Origin of the sequence: Plantactinospora alkalitolerans (assembly GCF_015690345.1) — a bacterium.
GTDB lineage: Bacteria > Actinomycetota > Actinomycetes > Mycobacteriales > Micromonosporaceae > Plantactinospora > Plantactinospora alkalitolerans.
This window is the reverse complement of the sequence record NZ_JADPUN010000142.1, coordinates 1-15,125: the sequence shown is the minus strand read 5'-3', so window position 1 is coordinate 15,125 and position 15,125 is coordinate 1. Positions and strand designations below refer to the sequence as shown.

General features: G+C 70.2%; 12 protein-coding genes and 2 tRNA genes. 6 read left to right on the top strand and 8 right to left on the bottom strand.

Annotated elements, in window-relative coordinates; genetic code table 11:
- The first annotated feature begins 39 nt into the window (after positions 1-39).
- Together I0C86_RS13555 and I0C86_RS13550 are read left to right on the top strand one after the other, a co-directional pair.
- The gene (locus tag I0C86_RS13555; protein ID WP_196201597.1) at positions 40-1,242 is read left to right on the top strand and encodes a glycosyltransferase family 4 protein; all 1,203 of its coding nucleotides are present in this window, start codon (positions 40-42) and stop codon (positions 1,240-1,242) included.
- Positions 1,239-2,375: a glycosyltransferase gene (locus I0C86_RS13550; RefSeq protein ID WP_323373623.1), complete on the top strand. Its 1,137-nt coding sequence runs from the start codon at positions 1,239-1,241 to the stop codon at positions 2,373-2,375. Before I0C86_RS13555 ends, I0C86_RS13550 begins: the two co-directional genes overlap by 4 nt.
- Here the strand turns inward: I0C86_RS13550 and I0C86_RS13545 are convergent.
- Positions 2,356-3,186, bottom strand: a complete 831-nt coding sequence (locus I0C86_RS13545) for a phosphoribosylaminoimidazolesuccinocarboxamide synthase (RefSeq protein WP_196201596.1) — start codon at positions 3,184-3,186, stop codon at positions 2,356-2,358. The two genes, I0C86_RS13550 and I0C86_RS13545, sit on opposite strands and share 20 nt — an antisense overlap.
- Before the next feature lie 296 nt (positions 3,187-3,482).
- Here I0C86_RS13545 and I0C86_RS13540 point away from each other — a divergent pair, with 296 nt between their 5' ends.
- On the top strand, positions 3,483-4,718 hold the full coding sequence (locus I0C86_RS13540; RefSeq protein ID WP_323373622.1) for an ABC transporter substrate-binding protein: 1,236 nt from the start codon (positions 3,483-3,485) through the stop codon (positions 4,716-4,718).
- A gap of 77 nt (positions 4,719-4,795) precedes the next feature.
- Here I0C86_RS13540 and I0C86_RS13535 read toward each other — a convergent pair whose 3' ends face one another.
- Positions 4,796-5,044: a hypothetical protein gene (locus tag I0C86_RS13535; protein WP_196201594.1), complete on the bottom strand. Its 249-nt coding sequence runs from the start codon at positions 5,042-5,044 to the stop codon at positions 4,796-4,798.
- A 210-nt stretch (positions 5,045-5,254) separates the two neighbouring features.
- Here I0C86_RS13535 and I0C86_RS13530 point away from each other — a divergent pair, with 210 nt between their 5' ends.
- Both I0C86_RS13530 and I0C86_RS13525 read left to right on the top strand, forming a co-directional pair.
- Positions 5,255-5,758: a MarR family winged helix-turn-helix transcriptional regulator gene (locus I0C86_RS13530; RefSeq protein WP_196201593.1), complete on the top strand. Its 504-nt coding sequence runs from the start codon at positions 5,255-5,257 to the stop codon at positions 5,756-5,758.
- Positions 5,755-7,497 (top strand): MFS transporter, encoded by a 1,743-nt coding sequence (locus tag I0C86_RS13525; protein WP_196201592.1) that lies wholly within the window; start codon positions 5,755-5,757, stop codon positions 7,495-7,497. Before I0C86_RS13530 ends, I0C86_RS13525 begins: the two co-directional genes overlap by 4 nt.
- Positions 7,498-7,575: 78 nt before the next feature.
- On the opposite strand, the gene I0C86_RS13520 is transcribed toward I0C86_RS13525, so the two are convergent.
- From I0C86_RS13520 to I0C86_RS13505, 4 genes are all read right to left on the bottom strand, one after another.
- Positions 7,576-7,652: transfer RNA gene (locus I0C86_RS13520), tRNA-Met, on the bottom strand.
- Between the two features lie 195 nt (positions 7,653-7,847).
- Positions 7,848-7,921, bottom strand: a tRNA-Met gene (locus I0C86_RS13515).
- Positions 7,922-8,027: 106 nt separating this feature from the next.
- Complete coding sequence (locus I0C86_RS13510; RefSeq protein ID WP_196201591.1) at positions 8,028-11,042, bottom strand: UPF0182 family membrane protein; 3,015 nt, start codon at positions 11,040-11,042, stop codon at positions 8,028-8,030.
- A 179-nt stretch (positions 11,043-11,221) separates the two neighbouring features.
- Complete coding sequence (locus tag I0C86_RS13505) at positions 11,222-12,238, bottom strand: YlbL family protein (protein ID WP_196201590.1); 1,017 nt, start codon at positions 12,236-12,238, stop codon at positions 11,222-11,224.
- Positions 12,239-12,419: 181 nt separating this feature from the next.
- On the opposite strand from I0C86_RS13505, the gene I0C86_RS13500 reads away from it, so the two are divergent.
- On the top strand, positions 12,420-13,619 hold the full coding sequence (locus I0C86_RS13500) for a zinc-dependent metalloprotease (protein WP_196201617.1): 1,200 nt from the start codon (positions 12,420-12,422) through the stop codon (positions 13,617-13,619).
- Positions 13,620-13,648: 29 nt separating this feature from the next.
- Here I0C86_RS13500 and I0C86_RS13495 read toward each other — a convergent pair whose 3' ends face one another.
- Positions 13,649-14,248 carry a hypothetical protein gene (locus tag I0C86_RS13495; RefSeq protein WP_196201589.1) on the bottom strand — a complete coding sequence of 200 codons (600 nt, stop codon included), beginning with the start codon at positions 14,246-14,248 and terminating at the stop codon, positions 13,649-13,651.
- Between the two features lie 124 nt (positions 14,249-14,372).
- Positions 14,373-14,903, bottom strand: coding sequence for a M48 metallopeptidase family protein (locus tag I0C86_RS13490; protein WP_196201588.1), 531 nt, complete (start codon positions 14,901-14,903; stop codon positions 14,373-14,375).
- Between the last annotated feature and the right edge of the window lie 222 nt (positions 14,904-15,125).

The window sequence follows — 15,125 nt, the reverse complement described above, 5'->3', positions numbered from 1 at the left end:
CGTGGCCTGCCCGGCGGGGTCCTCCGCGACCGTGGGCCCATGCGGATCGCGATCGTCACGGAATCGTTCCCGCCGGACGTCAACGGGGTGGCCCATTCGGTCGTCCGGGTGGCCGAGCACCTGGTACGGCGCGGTCACCGGCCGATGGTGATCGCCCCGCAGCCGTCGTCCGGAGCGCGGGACGGCACCGCGGCTCTGCCGTACCCGGTGGTCCGGTTGCCGTCGGTGCCGATGCCCGGCTATCCACAGCTCCGGATCGGCCTGCCCGGTCGGGAACTGGCGGCGGCGCTGCGTGCCCACGGCACCGACGTGGTGCATCTGGCCAGCCCGTTCGTGCTCGGTGCCCGGGGTGTGGCGGCGGCCCGGTCGATGGGCCTGCCGTCGGTCGCCGTCTACCAGACCGACATCGCGGCGTACGCCCGCGCGTACCGGGTCAGGATGACCGAGGCGACGGCCTGGCGCTGGCTGCGCTGGGTACACAACTCGGCGGCCCGGACCCTGGCTCCGTCCACCGCGACCGCGACCGCGCTGCACGAGCACGGCATCGAGCGGGTGTGGTTGTGGCAGCGCGGCGTCGACAGCGCCCGGTTCCATCCCGATCATCGCAGTGCGGCGCTGCGCCGGGCACTCGCCCCGGACGGCGAGGTTCTGGTCGGCTACGTGGGCCGGTTGGCGGTGGAGAAGCGGGTCGACCTGCTCGCCGGGGCCAGCAGGCTGTCCGGGGTACGGGTGGTGGTGGTCGGGGACGGGCCGGCGGCCGTACCGTTGCGGCGCTGCCTGCCCGACGCGCTGTTCCTCGGTCCGCGGCACGGCCGGCAACTGGCCCGGATCTACGCCAGCCTCGACGTGTTCGCCCACACCGGCCCGTACGAGACGTTCGGCCAGACCGTGCAGGAGGCGATGGCCAGCGGGCTGCCCGTGGTGGCACCCGCTGCCGGCGGTCCCCTCGACCTGGTCGAGCCCGGCCGCACGGGTCAACTGGTGCCACCCGACGACGCCGCCGCGTTCACCGACGTGATCGCCGGGCTCGCCGCCGACCCCGACCGCCGGACGGCGTACGGCCGGGCGGGTCGGGCCGCCGTCGCCGGGCGGACCTGGACGGCGATCGGCGACGAGCTGATCGGGCACTACACGGCGGTGCTCGCCGACGCCCGGACCACCGGTCTCCCCCGCCCCGGCCGGCTGTTCCGGCCACGGCAGGCCGCCGGCTGGACGAGCAGGCGAAGCGAGGACGCGGCGTGAGGATCGTCCGACTGGCGAACTTCGTCACCGAGAGCTCCGGCGGGCTGCGTACCGCCCTGCGGGAGCTCGGCACCGGCTACGCGGCGGCCGGGCACGAGTCCGTGCTGGTGGTGCCCGGCCGCCGCGACGCGGACGAGGAGACCGGACAGGGCCGGGTCGTCACGGTGGCCAGCCCGGCCGTTCCCGGGATGGGTGGCTACCGGGTGATCCTCGACCGGCGCCGGCTGGCCCGGCTGCTCCGGGGGTTACGCCCGGACCGGCTGGAGATCTCCGACCGGACGACCCTGCGCTGGACCGGTGCCTGGGCCCGGCGGTACGGCGTCCGCACCGTGATGGTCTCGCACGAGAGTCTCGACGGGCTGCTCCGGCTGCTTCCCGGTGGCCACCGCAGGCTGGCCGACCGGCTCAACGCCGGGACCGCCGGGACGCACGACCGGGTTCTCTGCACCACCTCCTGGGCGGCGGCGGAGTTCCACCGGATCGGTGCCCGGAACGTGGTTCAGGTACCACTCGGCGTCGATCTCGAACACTTCCGTCCGGACCGGTACGACCTCCGGCTGCGCGCGGAGCACGCCCGGCAGGACGAACTGCTGCTGCTGCACTGCGGTCGGCTGTCGCCGGAGAAGCGCCCCGAGCGGTCCCTGGCCGCGCTGGCCGCGCTGCGCGCCCGGGGCGTACCCGCCGTCCTGGTGGTGGTCGGCGACGGACCGCGCCGGGTCGGGCTGGAGGCCGTGGCGGCCCGGGACGGCCTTCCGGTCCGGTTCCTCCGGTACGTCGGCGACCGCGACCGGCTCGCGGGCCTGCTCGCCAGCGCGGACGTGGTGCTCGCGCCCGGCCCCGTGGAGACGTTCGGCCTGGCGGCGCTGGAGGCGCTGGCCAGCGGTACGCCGGTGGTGGCGAGCGCGGAGAGCGCGCTGCCGGAGGTGCTCGGCGGGGCGGGGATGGCCGCGCCCGGTGAGGGCCCGGCGTACGCCGACGCCGTCCTGGAGCTGGCGAACCGCCCTGCCGACCGACGGCGGACGGCGGCCCGGCGACAGGCCGAACGGTATCCGTGGTCCGCGGCGGTGGCCGGTTTCCTCTCCGCGCACGACCTGGGCTCGGGCGTTCCGGCTGCTACCAGCGGCGGCCGGTGAGCCGTTCGTAGACCTCGACGTAGCGGGCCCGGGTCGCGTCGACGATCTCCGGCGGCATCTCGGGGGCCGGCCCGGTCTTGTCCCAGCCTGTGCCGACCGCCCAGTCCCGGACGAACTGCTTGCTCAGCGACATCTGGTCCCGTCCGGGCTGGTACGAGTCGGCCGGCCAGAAGCGCGACGAGTCGGAGGTGAGCACCTCGTCGCCGAGGACCATCGTGCCGTCCTTGGCCCAGCCCAGTTCCAGCTTGGTGTCGGCGATCAGGATGCCCCGGTCGGCGGCCAGCTCGGCACCGCGCCGGTAGACGTCGAGGGTGATCTCGCGGAGCTGCTCGGCGGTCTCGGACCCGACCGTGGCGACCACGTCGGCGAAGGTGATCGCCTCGTCGTGTTCGCCCTGGGGTGCCTTGGTGGTCGGAGTGAAGATCGGCTGGGGCAGGATCGACGCCTCCGTCAGCCCGGGTGGCAGTGGTACGCCGCAGACCGAGCCGGTCTTCTCGTACTCCTTGATGCCGGAACCGGTCAGGTACCCCCGGGCGATGCACTCGACCGGGATCATCTCCAACCGACGGACCCGGATCGCCCGTCCGGCGAACTCGGCCGGTACGTCGCTGGCCGAGATCACGTGGTGTGGCACCAGGTCGGCCAGTTGTTCGAACCACCACAGCGACAACGCGGTGAGCAGTTTGCCCTTGTCCGGGATCGGGGTCGGCAGCGCCACGTCGTAGACCGACACCCGGTCCGAGGCGACCAGGATCAGGTCGTCGCCGTCGGCGTACACGTCCCTGACCTTGCCTGAATGCAGCAGTTCCACGGGCCCAAGTACATCACGCCGCCCGACCGGCTCCGGCTCGGCCCGACCTCTGCTCCGCCCCGGGGTCCGGGCTCCGGGGCGGGCGGTCCCGGAACCGGTTCCGGGCACCCGGGCGGGCGATCCCGGCCGGACGGACGTTGACACCCGGCGAGGCTGGCTGTGTAAATGATCCGGTTGCCCGTCGCAGATGACCGGTGTCGTCAGGAGCTGTCGTGCCTCTTCCCCTCCCCCACCCGGCCCGCGGGTCTCGGACAGGTCGGATCAACCGACGACTGGGTGCGGCCCTGCTGGTCCTGGTGACCGTGCTGAGTGGCTGCACCGCGCAGGCCGAGGCTCCAAAGGACAGTCGGATCGAACTCTCCGTCTTCTGGTGGGGTGGTGAGCGGCGGGCGGAGCTGACCAAGCAGGCGCTGGAGATCTACACCGAGCGGTATCCGGATGTCACCTTCAAGTTCACCTGGCAGGGCAACGCCGGTTACTTCGACCGGTTGTCGACCGAGGCCGCCGCGGGCAACGCTCCCGACCTGTTCCAGATCGACGACAACTACCTGACCGAGTACGCGCAGCGCGAGATCCTGCTGGATCTGACCGACTACGTCCGGTCCGACCTGCTCGACCTGCGCAAGTTGTCGAGCGGTCTCGCCCAGTCCAGCCAGGTGACCGGGCGTACCGTCGCCGCGGCCGCGGCCGAGAACACTCCCGGCCTGATCTACAACAAGAGCCTGCTGGCCCGGCTCGACCTGCCCGAGCCGCACATCGGGATGTCCTACGCCGACTATCTGGAGTGGGCCGAAGAGGTCACCGAGCGCAGCGGCGGAAAGGTCGCCGGCACGATGGACCCGTCGGCCGACTACAAGGCACTGTGGTTGTGGCTGCGGTCCCAGAACAAGGAGCTGTACCGGGGTCGGCAGGTGGGGTTCACCGAAGGTGACCTGACCCGGTGGTTCGATCTGTGGCGGGGGGCGCGGGCGAGCAAGGCGGCGCCGAAGGCCGAGGTGATCCAGCCCGCCAACACCGGCGACGTCACCAAACAGCTTGTCGCCAGTGGCAAGGCGGCGACCTCGTTCGTCTGGTCGAACCAGCTCTCCGAGTTGCAGAAGCTGACCAAGGACAAGCTAGGTCTGGTCAGCTATCCCGGCGACCCCAAGGCCCAGTGGGCCCGGGCGTCGCTCTACTGGGCCGGCTTCCGCGGCACCCGTCATCCGGAGACCGTGGTCCACGTCATCGACTTCCTGGTCAACGACGCCACGGCCGGCAGCATCCTCGGCACCGAGCGGGGCCTGAGCGCCAACCTGGACGTCCGGAAGTCGGTGGAGCAGTCGCTGACCGACGAGAGCATGAAGTTGTCGGTCGCCTTCGAGACCACCATGACCGAGCGGTTCGGCGCGGCCCCGGTCCCGCCGCCGAAGGGTCACGCCAGCATCAAGGCGCTGCTGATCCAGGCGGCGGAGAGCGTCCAGTTCGGGCAGGCGACCTCCAAGGAGGCGGCGGCGGCCTTCATCAGCCAGGCCAACGCGGCGCTGACGAGCTAGTACTAGCCGGGTGCCCACGCCGGGCCGCCGCCCCCCTGTCGGGGGACGCCGGCCCGGCGTCGGTCGTTGGAGTTCCGTCAGTCCCGCTTGCCCGACCTGCGGTTCCGCATGATGACGACGAGCGCGAGCACGATCAGCCCGACCACGACCAGGCAACAGATCAGCCCCCAGGCACCGAAGCTGCTCCGGCCGCGGCGCCGGGCCGCCTCCACCACCATCTCGCCGGGCCCGGTCGAAGCCCAGGCCGCCGCTGGTACGAACACTGTCAAAGCCGCCGTCGTGAGCACTGCGCCCAGGCGGACCCACCAGTTCCTGAGAATCTCCATAACCCCATCCTCGGGGCTGTAGGCAAGTCCTGCCGGTAACCGGGCCGGGTTTGGGACGAAACCCGGTTCGGCGGGCCGACCGGTGCGAAACCGGTACCACCGGACCAGCGTCGGGCGGGCCGGAGGCAGCGCGGCCCGTTCGAAGCTCTGACCTGGCTGTGGGCCGAATCATAAGTTACTTCTATAAGCCGCTGATGTAAAAATGGCGCGATGAGGACCCGAACTCCGGTGGACGGGCCGGACGCGGCCGAGGCGGACCTGCTGCGCACCGTGACCAGCTTCGACCGCCTGCTGCGGCTGCTCCGCCGGCTCACCACGCCGGACGGGCTGAGCCTCACGGCGGCGTCGACGCTGTACCGGCTGGAGGAGTTCGGTCCGCAACGGATCTCCGATCTGGCCGTCGCCGAAGGCGTGACCCAGCCCGGGATGACCCAACTGGTGACCCGGCTGGAGCGGGACGGGCTGGCCGAGCGGCGCGGCGACCAGGGCGATCGGCGGGTGGTCACGGTCGCGATCACCGAGGCGGGACGCGAACTCGTACTCCGCCGTCGCCGTGCCCGCGCCACGAAGCTGTCCCACCTGCTCGACGGAGTCTCCGCCGAGGAACGGGCCGCGATCGAGCTGTCCCTACGGGTGCTGGATCGACTCGCCGACTCGGCGTCGGCACCGACCTCGACCTCGACCTCGACCGAAGTAGGGAGCCGACCGGAATGACCGGCGCCGACCATCCGCGCTACAAGTGGATCGCCCTGTCGAACACCACCCTGGGCATGCTGCTCGCCACGATCAACTCGTCGATCGTGCTGATCTCCCTGCCCGCGATCTTCAACGGGGTCCATCTGAACCCGCTGGAGCCGGGCAACGTCAGCTACCTGCTCTGGATGCTGATGGGATACATGCTGGTCACCGCGGTGCTGGTGGTGACGCTCGGTCGACTCGGCGACATGTACGGCCGGGTACGCATCTACAACGCCGGCTTCGCGCTGTTCACGGTCACGTCGGTCGTACTCTCGCTGGACCCGTTCGACGGTGGCGGCGGGGCGATCTGGTTGATCGGCTGGCGGGTACTCCAGGCCGTCGGCGGGTCGATGCTGATGGCGAACTCGGCGGCGATCATCACCGACGTCTTTCCCGCCAGGCAGCGCGGCACCGCGCTCGGCATCAACATCGTCGCCGGCATCGCGGGCTCGTTCCTCGGCCTGGTGCTCGGCGGGCTGCTCGCCGAATGGAACTGGCGCTCCATCTTCTGGGTCAACGTGCCGATCGGCCTCGTCGGCACCGTGTGGGCGTACCGCTCGCTGCGGGAGAACCGGGTACGGGTCGAGGCGCGGATCGACTGGTGGGGCAACCTCACCTTCGCCGTCGGGCTGACCGCGCTGCTCGCCGGCATCACGTACGGGATCCAGCCGTACGGCGGGCACACGATGGGCTGGACGAACCCGTGGGTGCTGACCGGGCTGTTCGGCGGGGGCGCCGTACTCGCGCTGTTCTGTGTGATCGAGAGCCGGGTGGCGGAACCGATGTTCCCGCTACACCTGTTCCGGATCGCCGCCTTCGCCGGTGGCAACGCGGCCAGCCTGCTCGGCTCGATCGCCCGGGGCGGACTCCAGTTCATGCTGATCATCTGGTTGCAGGGCATCTGGCTGCCGCTGCACGGCTACAACTACGAACAGACCCCACTCTGGGCCGGCATCTACCTGCTTCCGCTCACCATCGGCTTCCTCGCCGCCGGCCCGCTCGCCGGGGCGCTCTCCGACCGGTTCGGCGCGCGACTCTTCGCCGCCGGTGGGCTGCTGGTGATGGCGGTGTCCTTCGCCGGCCTGCTGCTCATCCCGAGCGACTTCAACTACTGGGTCTTCGCCGCGCTGGTCTTCCTCAACGGTCTCGGCGGTGGCCTCTTCGCCGCACCGAACACCGCGATGATCATGTCCAGCGTTCCGGCCAGGCTGCGCGGAGCGGCGTCCGGGATGCGGGCGACATTCCAGAACGCCGGCATGGTGCTCTCGATCGGCGTCTTCTTCTCCCTGATGGTCGCCGGGCTGGCCAGGTCGCTTCCGCAGACCTTGGAATCGGGGCTGACCGCGCAGGGCGTACCGGACTCGGCCGCGCACTCCATCGCCGGGCTGCCACCGGTCGGTACGCTCTTCGCCGCCTTCCTCGGCTACAACCCGATCCAGCAGCTACTCGGCCCGGAGATCCTGGACGCGCTGCCGGCCGCGAGCGCGCACGCGCTGATCGGCCGGGAGTTCTTCCCCAACCTGATCTCGATGCCCTTCCACGACGGGCTGACGATCGTGTTCTGGCTCGCCATCGCGATGGCGCTGGTCGGGGCGGTGGCCTCGCTGCTCACTCCGAGGACGCGGCCATCCGGACCGGCCGAGTCGGTCAGCCGGGAAACCGAACCGACCGACGAGGTTCACGGTGCGGAGTCGCCCACTCCCTCCGCCAGGTAATTCGCGGAAACGCCAGGTTCCGCTCTGAGGGGACATGCGAAACGGCCCGCCAGATGATCTCTGACGGGCCGTTCACTGTGGTAGCGGGGACAGGATTTGAACCTGCGACCTCTGGGTTATGAGCCCAGCGAGCTACCGAGCTGCTCCACCCCGCGTCGCCTGATGAACCATAGCCCAACTGCGACAGAAGTCCAACTTCAAGATCGTCGCGCCAGGCCGGACACCGAACCGGCCATGGCCTTCGGCATCCTCCACCGATTGATCAGAGTACGCGGCCGATGCCGACGACCGGAGGAAAACCAAGAACCCGGCCCCATCGGGACCGGGTTCTGATCTGGTGTTCCTGTTTGTAGCGGGGACAGGATTTGAACCTGCGACCTCTGGGTTATGAGCCCAGCGAGCTACCGAGCTGCTCCACCCCGCGTCGGCTCGTTAACACTAGCGCACACCGCCCGGCCCCATCAAAACGGGGGTGAGTTACCCGGCGGCGACCATCTCGCCGCCGCCGGGTGAGCTCACGAATCAGCAGCTCAGCCGCCCGGCGACTGGGCCGGCGGGCTCGGCGTACCGCCGCTGGCCGGCGGTGACCCCGCGGGTGCCGGATTCGGTGCCGCCCCGCCTCCGCCCTTCTGGGCCGTCTGGAACTCCGTCATCGCCTCGTCCAGCGCCTTCAACGCCCGGCCGTACCGCTCGAAGTCGCCCGACGCCTGCGCGGCCTTGACCTCACCGATCGCGGTCTGCACCTTGGCCGCGGCGGCGGCCAGGGCCGGAGTCAACGACGGAGGGGTGTCCGACGGTGGTGTCGGGCTCGGAGTGGCGCCCGGATTCTCGTTCGACGGCGGTGGCGGGTTCGCCGGCGTCTCCGCACCGGCCTTCTTGCCCTGCTCGACGAGCTGCTTGATGCCGTCCTCCAGGCTGTTGGCGAGTACGACGTACTGACCGCCGTCGCCGTACGAGATCAGCACCCGTTGCAGCAGTGGATACGCGTTCGTCTGGTTGCTCTTCACGTACACCGGCTCGACGTAGAGCATGCCGTCGCCGAAGGGCAGCGAGAGCAGGTTGCCGTACTGCACCTGGGCCTGGTTGGAGGTCAACAGGTTCAGTTCCTGCCGGATGTTCGCGTTGTTGGTCATCTTCTGGTGCACCTGAACGGGTCCGGAGACGGCCGTCTGGTCGGGCAGTTCCAGCACCTCCAACCGGGGCTGGCCGTTCAGGTACGACCCACTGATCAGTGCCGCCAGGTTCTGCCGGCCGGCCGGGGTGACCGCCGACGTCAGCTGGAACCGCGGTTCCTTCTGCCCCGGAAGCTGGGTGAAGAGATAGTAGGGCGGCTGCTTCTCGTTGCTGTCCGGGGCGTCGGGGACGTTCGGCACCTCCCAGAAGTCCTGCCCCGAGAAGAACTCCGACGAGTCGGTGACGTGGAACCGGGACAGCAGGTTGCGCTGCACCTTGAACAGGTCGGCCGGGTAGCGGAAGTGCGCCGCCAGGTCGGCCGGGATCTCCGCCTTCGGGGTCACCAGGTCGCCGCCGAACGCCTTGTTCCAGGCCTTCAGCACCGGGTCGGTCTCGTCGAACTCGTAGAGCTTCACCGTGCCGTCGTACGCGTCGACGGTGGCCTTCACCGAGTTCCGGATGTAGTTGACGTCCTCCCGGGCGAGTTCGAAGGTGCCCAGCCCGGTCAGCTCGTCGGCGGTCTCCTGCTGGAGGTTCACCTGCTCCGCGTACGGGTAGGTGGCCGCCGTGGTGTAGCCGTCGACGATCCACTGGATCCGGCCGCCGACCACCGCCGGGTACGGGTCGCCGTCCAGGGTCAGGAACGGCGCCACCTTCTCCACCCGCTCCCGGGGGTTACGCACGTACAGCAGCTTGGAGGAGTCGTTGACCGCGCCGGAGAGGACGAAGTTCGGCTCCTGCTCCTTGATCGCGTAGAGCAGCCGACGACCGAACGAGCCGATCTCCACCCCACCGGAGCCGGTGTAGGTGTAGTACTGCTCGCCGCCGTCCTTTCCGGTCGGCCGGTCGAACTCGACGGGGTTGCCCGAGCCGCTCTGGCCGACGATCGCGTAGTCGCTGCCGTCCATCTGCTCGCCGTAGTAGATCCGCGGCTGGGTGGCCGGAAGGGCCTCACTCGCCGAGGAGCACGCCTCCTCGGCCTTCTCGCCGAGGAAGCCGGAGACGAAGTACGGCTGGCCACCGCAGACCACCTGGTTGGCGGGCGCACCGACCAGGCCGTACCCGTGGGTGAAGACCGTGTGGCGGTTGATCCAGTTGCTCTGCTGCGCGGTCAGCTCCAGATAGTTGATCTCGCGCATCCCGACGACGTAGTCCTGGGTCTCGCCGTTGATCTGGTACCGGTCGATGTCCAGCTTCGGGCCGAAGTCGTAGAAGCCCCGCACCTGCTGGAGCTGGGTGTACGTCTCGGAGACCAGTTGCGGGTCCAGCAGCCGGATGTTCGGCACCACCGAGGTGTCGGTGGCCAGCGTCGCCGGCGGCTTGAGGTTGGCCGCGCTGTACGGCGCCATCATGGTGCCGGCGATCCCGAAGGCGTCCCGGGTGGCCGTGATGCTGCGCTCGATGTACGCGGCTTCCTTGTCCTTGACGCTCGGCTTGACCTCGAAGGTCTGCACCGCCCACGGGTAGATGCCGCCGATCGCCACGGCCGAGATGCCGAGCAGGGCCAGCGAGATCCCGGGCCAGACCAGGTTCCGCATCACGGCGTTGGAGAAGACGATGATCGCGACGGCGACCACGATCGAGATGTACGCCAGGATCTCCTTGGCCGGCAGCAACGCGTTGATGTCGGCGTAGCCGGCGCCGTAGAGGTTGACGCCCTCGTTGAACTCCAGCAGCATGGCCCGGCGGTCGAGGACGTACGCGATCGCCTTGAGCAGGACGAACACCGCGACGAGCGACGTCAGGTGGGCGCGGGCGGCGCTTGTCATCCGGTCGCCGACGCCCTGGAGCCGTACGCCGCCGAAAATGTAGTGCATGGCCAGCGCGCCGACCACGGCCAGCACCACGGCGGTGAAGCCGATGCCGAGCAGGTACCGCAGGAACGGGAACTGGAATACGTAGAAGCCAATGTCGATCTTGAACTCCGGATCCTTCACCCCGAAGTCCTGCGCGTTGCGGAACAGCATCCACTGGCCCCACCGGGTCTGCGCGGAGAGACCGGCGAAGAGTCCGACGACCACGCCGACCGCGGCGAGCCAGGTCCCGATCCGCGGTGCCAGCACCGATCGGTAGCGTTCCAGCGTCACCTGCTCCGGCGAGTTCGGCCGCAGCACCGGGCGCAGCCGGTAGGCCAGCCACATGTTCCCGCCGACCAGCAGGGCCATCGCCAGCCCCACCACGACGAAGAGCATGATCCGGGTGACCAGCACACCGGAGAAGACCTTGGTGTAGTCGACCTCTTCGAACCAGAGCCAGTCGGTCCAGGCCTGGACGCCCCAACCGAGCAGGGTGAGAAGCAGAAACACCCCGAGGAGTACACCCACCGTGACGCGACCGCGCCGACTCATTCTTGGTAGGGGGCTGCTACGCATAACCACTGTTGGCTCCGCACGTTCGGAAATGACCGGCTCTGATCAGGCACCCAGACTACGGGGTATTCCTGAGTGTGATCGGCCCCGGTCAGCCGAACCCGCGACGGCGGTTCGGCCGACCACGCTTCCCGGTCGGATGCCGGGCCGATCGCGGAGTGGATCGACCCGGAAACAGCGGGTCAGCAGCGCGTCGGCTGGCCTCCGGCCCGGATCGTCTCCAGTGCGGACAGCGCCTCGCCGAGAGTCGCCACCCGAGCCATCGGCAGTCCCGACTGTGCGTTACGAAGCGCTTCCTCGCAGTTGTCGGCCGGTACGAGAAAGTACTTCGCGCCCGCCCGCTTCGCGCCGACCAGTTTCTGCGGGATCCCGCCGATCGGGCCGACCGTGCCCTCGTCGTTGATCGTGCCGGTGCCGGCGATGATCTTTCCGCCGGTGAGGTCCTCGGGCTTGAGTTTGTCGATGATGCCGAGCGCGAACATCAGTCCGGCGCTCGGGCCACCGATGTCGCTCAGGTCGATCTTCAATTCGAACGGGTGCGGCTGGTTCTGCTCGATCTCGACACCGATCCGGGGCGGTCCGCCGTCGGTGGACGCGCTGACGAGGGTCGCGGTGGCCGGCGTACCGTCCCGGGTGTAGCCGACCGCCAGCGGCGAGCCCACCGGCCGGCTCCGAATGAGATCGGTGAGGGTGGTCGCGGACGGCACCGGCTTGTTGTCGACCGAGGTGAGGACGTCGCCGACCTTCAGGATCCCGTCCGACGCGGCCCCCGGGGTGACCTTCTTGACCACCACCTGCACCGGGTAGCCGAGTTCGCGCAGCGCCGCGGTCTCGGCGCTGGTCTGCGAGGCGGCGAAGTCCTCCGCGTTGCGCTCCTCGATCTGCTTCTCGCTCTGACCGGGCGGGTAGATCAGCTCGTACGGCACCACCGCCTCGTCCGACGAGAACCAGCCGGCGATCGCGGACAACAGTTTGACGTCGGGTTGCACCCCGACGGTGGTGAGCCGAAGTTGTCCCGCCGACGTCGAGGTCCCGGTGCCGGACACCTGGATCACCTCTTTGTCGTTCTTCCGGCCGAGGGTGTCCACCGTCGGTCCCGGTCCGAGAACGACGTACGGAATGGGTGCGGCGAGCACACCGATACTGAGCAGGGCGGTGATCACCGCGCCGAGCAGAACCGTGACACCGCGACGTCTCATACGCGGAAGCGTACCGAGCCACCCCATCCGGTCCGGCACCTGAACCCCAGGTTCGCCCTCGGCGTGACACCTGGGCGGGCATGCTGCGGCGCGGCGCGCGTACCGTGGACGCGTGCCTGATATTCCGTTCGGCTTCGCCCTGCCGGGTGGCCAGCCGCCCGACCCCAACGACCCGCAGCAGATGCAGCAGTTCATGGCGCAACTGCAGCAACTGCTCGCCGCGCCGGGCAGCGGTCCCGTGAACTGGGACCTGGCCCGCCAGGTCGCCGCCAGCCAGCTCTCCTCCGCCGGTGATCCGGCGGTGACGCCGTACGAGCGCAACTCCGTGGAAGAGGCGCTCCGGCTGGCCGACCTGTGGCTGGATCCCACCTCGGCGCATCCGTCCGGGATCCGTACCTCGATCGCCTGGAACCGCAACGAGTGGATCTACAAGACCCTCGACGTGTGGCGGAAGCTCTGCGATCCGGTCGCCGGCCGGATGGTCGCCGCGATGGGCGACCTGGTGCCGCCGGAGGCCCGGGCGCAGCTCGGTCCGATGCAGTCCATGCTCACCACGCTCGGCGGCGCCCTGTTCGGTGGCCAGCTCGGCCAGGCACTCGGTTCGCTGGCTGCCGAGGTCCTCTCGGCCGGCGACATCGGCCTGCCGCTCGGCCCCGCCGGTACGGCCGCACTGCTGCCGGCCAACATCCGGGCGTACGGCGAGGGCCTCGAACTCCCGGAGGACGAGGTACGCCTCTACGTCGCGCTGCGGGAGGCCGCGCACCAGCGGCTCTTCCAGCACGTGTCGTGGCTGCGCGGACACGTGCTCAGCTCCGTCGAGGTGTACGCCGCCGGGATCACGGTGAACCGGGAGGCGATCGAGGAGGCGATGGGCCGGATCGACCCGACGAACCCGGAGTCGATGCAGGCGATGGCGATGGAGGGCATCTTCACTCCGGAGGACACCCCGGCGCAGAAGGCGTCGCTGACCCGGCTGGAGACCACGCTCGCCCTGGTCGAGGGCTGGGTGTGCCACGTCGTGGACAGCGCCGCGGCCGAGCGGCTGCCCAACGTGAACCGACTCGGCGAGGCGTTCCGGCGTCGCCGGGCCGCCGGAGGTCCCGCGGAGCAGACGTTCGCGGCGCTGGTCGGACTGGAGCTGCGGCCCCGCCGGCTGCGCGAGGCGGCGACGTTGTGGGCGGCGCTCACCGAACATCGGGGCATCGCCGGGCGGGACGCCCTCTGGGGGCACCCGGACCTGCTTCCGGCCGGAGAGGACTTCGCCGATCCGGAGACGTTCGCCCGGTCCCAGCTCGACCTCGGCGATCTGGACGACTTCGACTTCGGCAAGCCCGACTCCGAGCCCGACAAGCCCGACTCCGAGCCCGGCAAGCCCGAGTAGCCGGCTGCTCAGGAGCCCGAGCGGCCGGCTCAGCCGCCGAGCAGTACCCGGGTGGTGTCCCAGCCCTCGACCGCCGGGTCGAGGGTGGCGAGGTCGGCCGGCTGCCGGAGCCGGCGCCAGCCCGGGGTCACCGCCACCTCCGCCGGTCGCGGCGCGGCGGCGCGCACCAGTCCGACGTCGGCGGTGTCCAGGTCCAGCTCCGGCAGCCAGTCCGGCGCCGGTAGCCGGACGGCGATGCCGAGCAGCCCCGGCCCCGGTCCGGCCGCCGGGGCGATCGCGACGGTACGGCTGGTCAGTGGGCGCAGGAGCTTGCCGAGGATCAGGCCGGGGACGTCGGGCGCGTCGGCGACGATGACCGCGGCCTGGTCGTACCCGTCTGCGGTCGCGGCGGCGAGTGCGGCGTCGGTGCGGTTGACCGGCAGGTCGTACACCGGCATGCCGGGCCAGGCGACCGCGTCCGCCAGGCCGCGATCGGCGGGGGTGGCGGCGATCGCGGGTTCGACCTCGTTCAGGGTGGCGACCAGGTCGACCACATCCTCGGCCAGCGCAGCGCGCCACCGGGCCGGGTCGGTCCCCGGCGGCGTCCAGACGACGGGTCCGAGCATCACCACGATCACACGGCGGGCCACCCGCCGACCCTAGCCGACCACCCGGCCCCGGTCGCCGGCCCGACCCGCCGCACTCGGCCGGCGGGTGGATCCGATCCCGGCCGGCGGCGCTACGGCTGGTCCGTTCGATCCCGTCGAAGTGGCTTCAGTCGGTCGGTTCGATCCCGGCCGCCGCGGCTACCCCTTCCAGGTAGCCCCGGGCCCGCTCCGCCTTCGGGTAGCGCCCGACCAGGGCCCAGAACCGCGCGTTGTGGCTCGGCACGACCAGGTGGGCCAGCTCGTGCAGCAGGACGTAGTCGATCACCCAGTCCGGCATCTCCTGGATCCGGTGCGAGATCCGGATGGTCCGGTCGGCCGGCGTACACGAACCCCACCGACCGTTCTGGTTCGTCACCCATCGGACGCTGACCGGCAGCGCGGCCCGACCGTGCTCACGCAGATATCGGTCGATCAGTCGACGGGAGCGGATCAGCAGTTCCTCGTCGGACCGGCCGAGCCGTTCCTCGCGGGCGGCGAGCCGGGCGAGCATCCGGTCCACCCACTCGCTCTCCTCCGCCCGGGAGAACTGGTCGGGGATGAGGACCACGACGCGCTCGCCGTCCCGATAGGCGGACACCGTCCGGCGCCGGCGCTGACTGCGCCGTACCTCGACGACCGGCTTGCGCAATCCAGCCATTATCGGCCCGCGCCGCCCCGGGTTTCGTTCACGATGGAAAACTAATGCTTAGTGGCCAGGTCACCGCAAGAGTCAACGCGGAGATGGCCGCCGGAAAAGTCCCGGTTAGCGGCGGCGCGTCCGGAAAAAATTCATTGCGATGATCGCTCAGCGACCCCTCACCGGCCACCGAGCCCCGCCCGGGCGGCGCTCCGACCCTCGCCGGAGTCAACGGTAAAGGAT

Bases quoted from the DNA above. Each gene is read 5' to 3' on its own strand.
- I0C86_RS13555 (WP_196201597.1), top strand. From the start codon at position 40: ATGCGGATCGCGATCGTCACGGAATCGTTCCCGCCGGACGTCAACGGG.
- I0C86_RS13535 (WP_196201594.1), bottom strand. From the start codon at position 5,044: ATGGAGATTCTCAGGAACTGGTGGGTCCGCCTGGGCGCAGTGCTCACG.
- I0C86_RS13530 (WP_196201593.1), top strand. From the start codon at position 5,255: ATGAGGACCCGAACTCCGGTGGACGGGCCGGACGCGGCCGAGGCGGAC.
- I0C86_RS13525 (WP_196201592.1), top strand. From the start codon at position 5,755: ATGACCGGCGCCGACCATCCGCGCTACAAGTGGATCGCCCTGTCGAAC.
- I0C86_RS13510 (WP_196201591.1), bottom strand. From the start codon at position 11,042: ATGCGTAGCAGCCCCCTACCAAGAATGAGTCGGCGCGGTCGCGTCACG.
- I0C86_RS13505 (WP_196201590.1), bottom strand. From the start codon at position 12,238: ATGAGACGTCGCGGTGTCACGGTTCTGCTCGGCGCGGTGATCACCGCC.
- I0C86_RS13500 (WP_196201617.1), top strand. From the start codon at position 12,420: ATGCAGCAGTTCATGGCGCAACTGCAGCAACTGCTCGCCGCGCCGGGC.
- I0C86_RS13490 (WP_196201588.1), bottom strand. From the start codon at position 14,903: ATGGCTGGATTGCGCAAGCCGGTCGTCGAGGTACGGCGCAGTCAGCGC.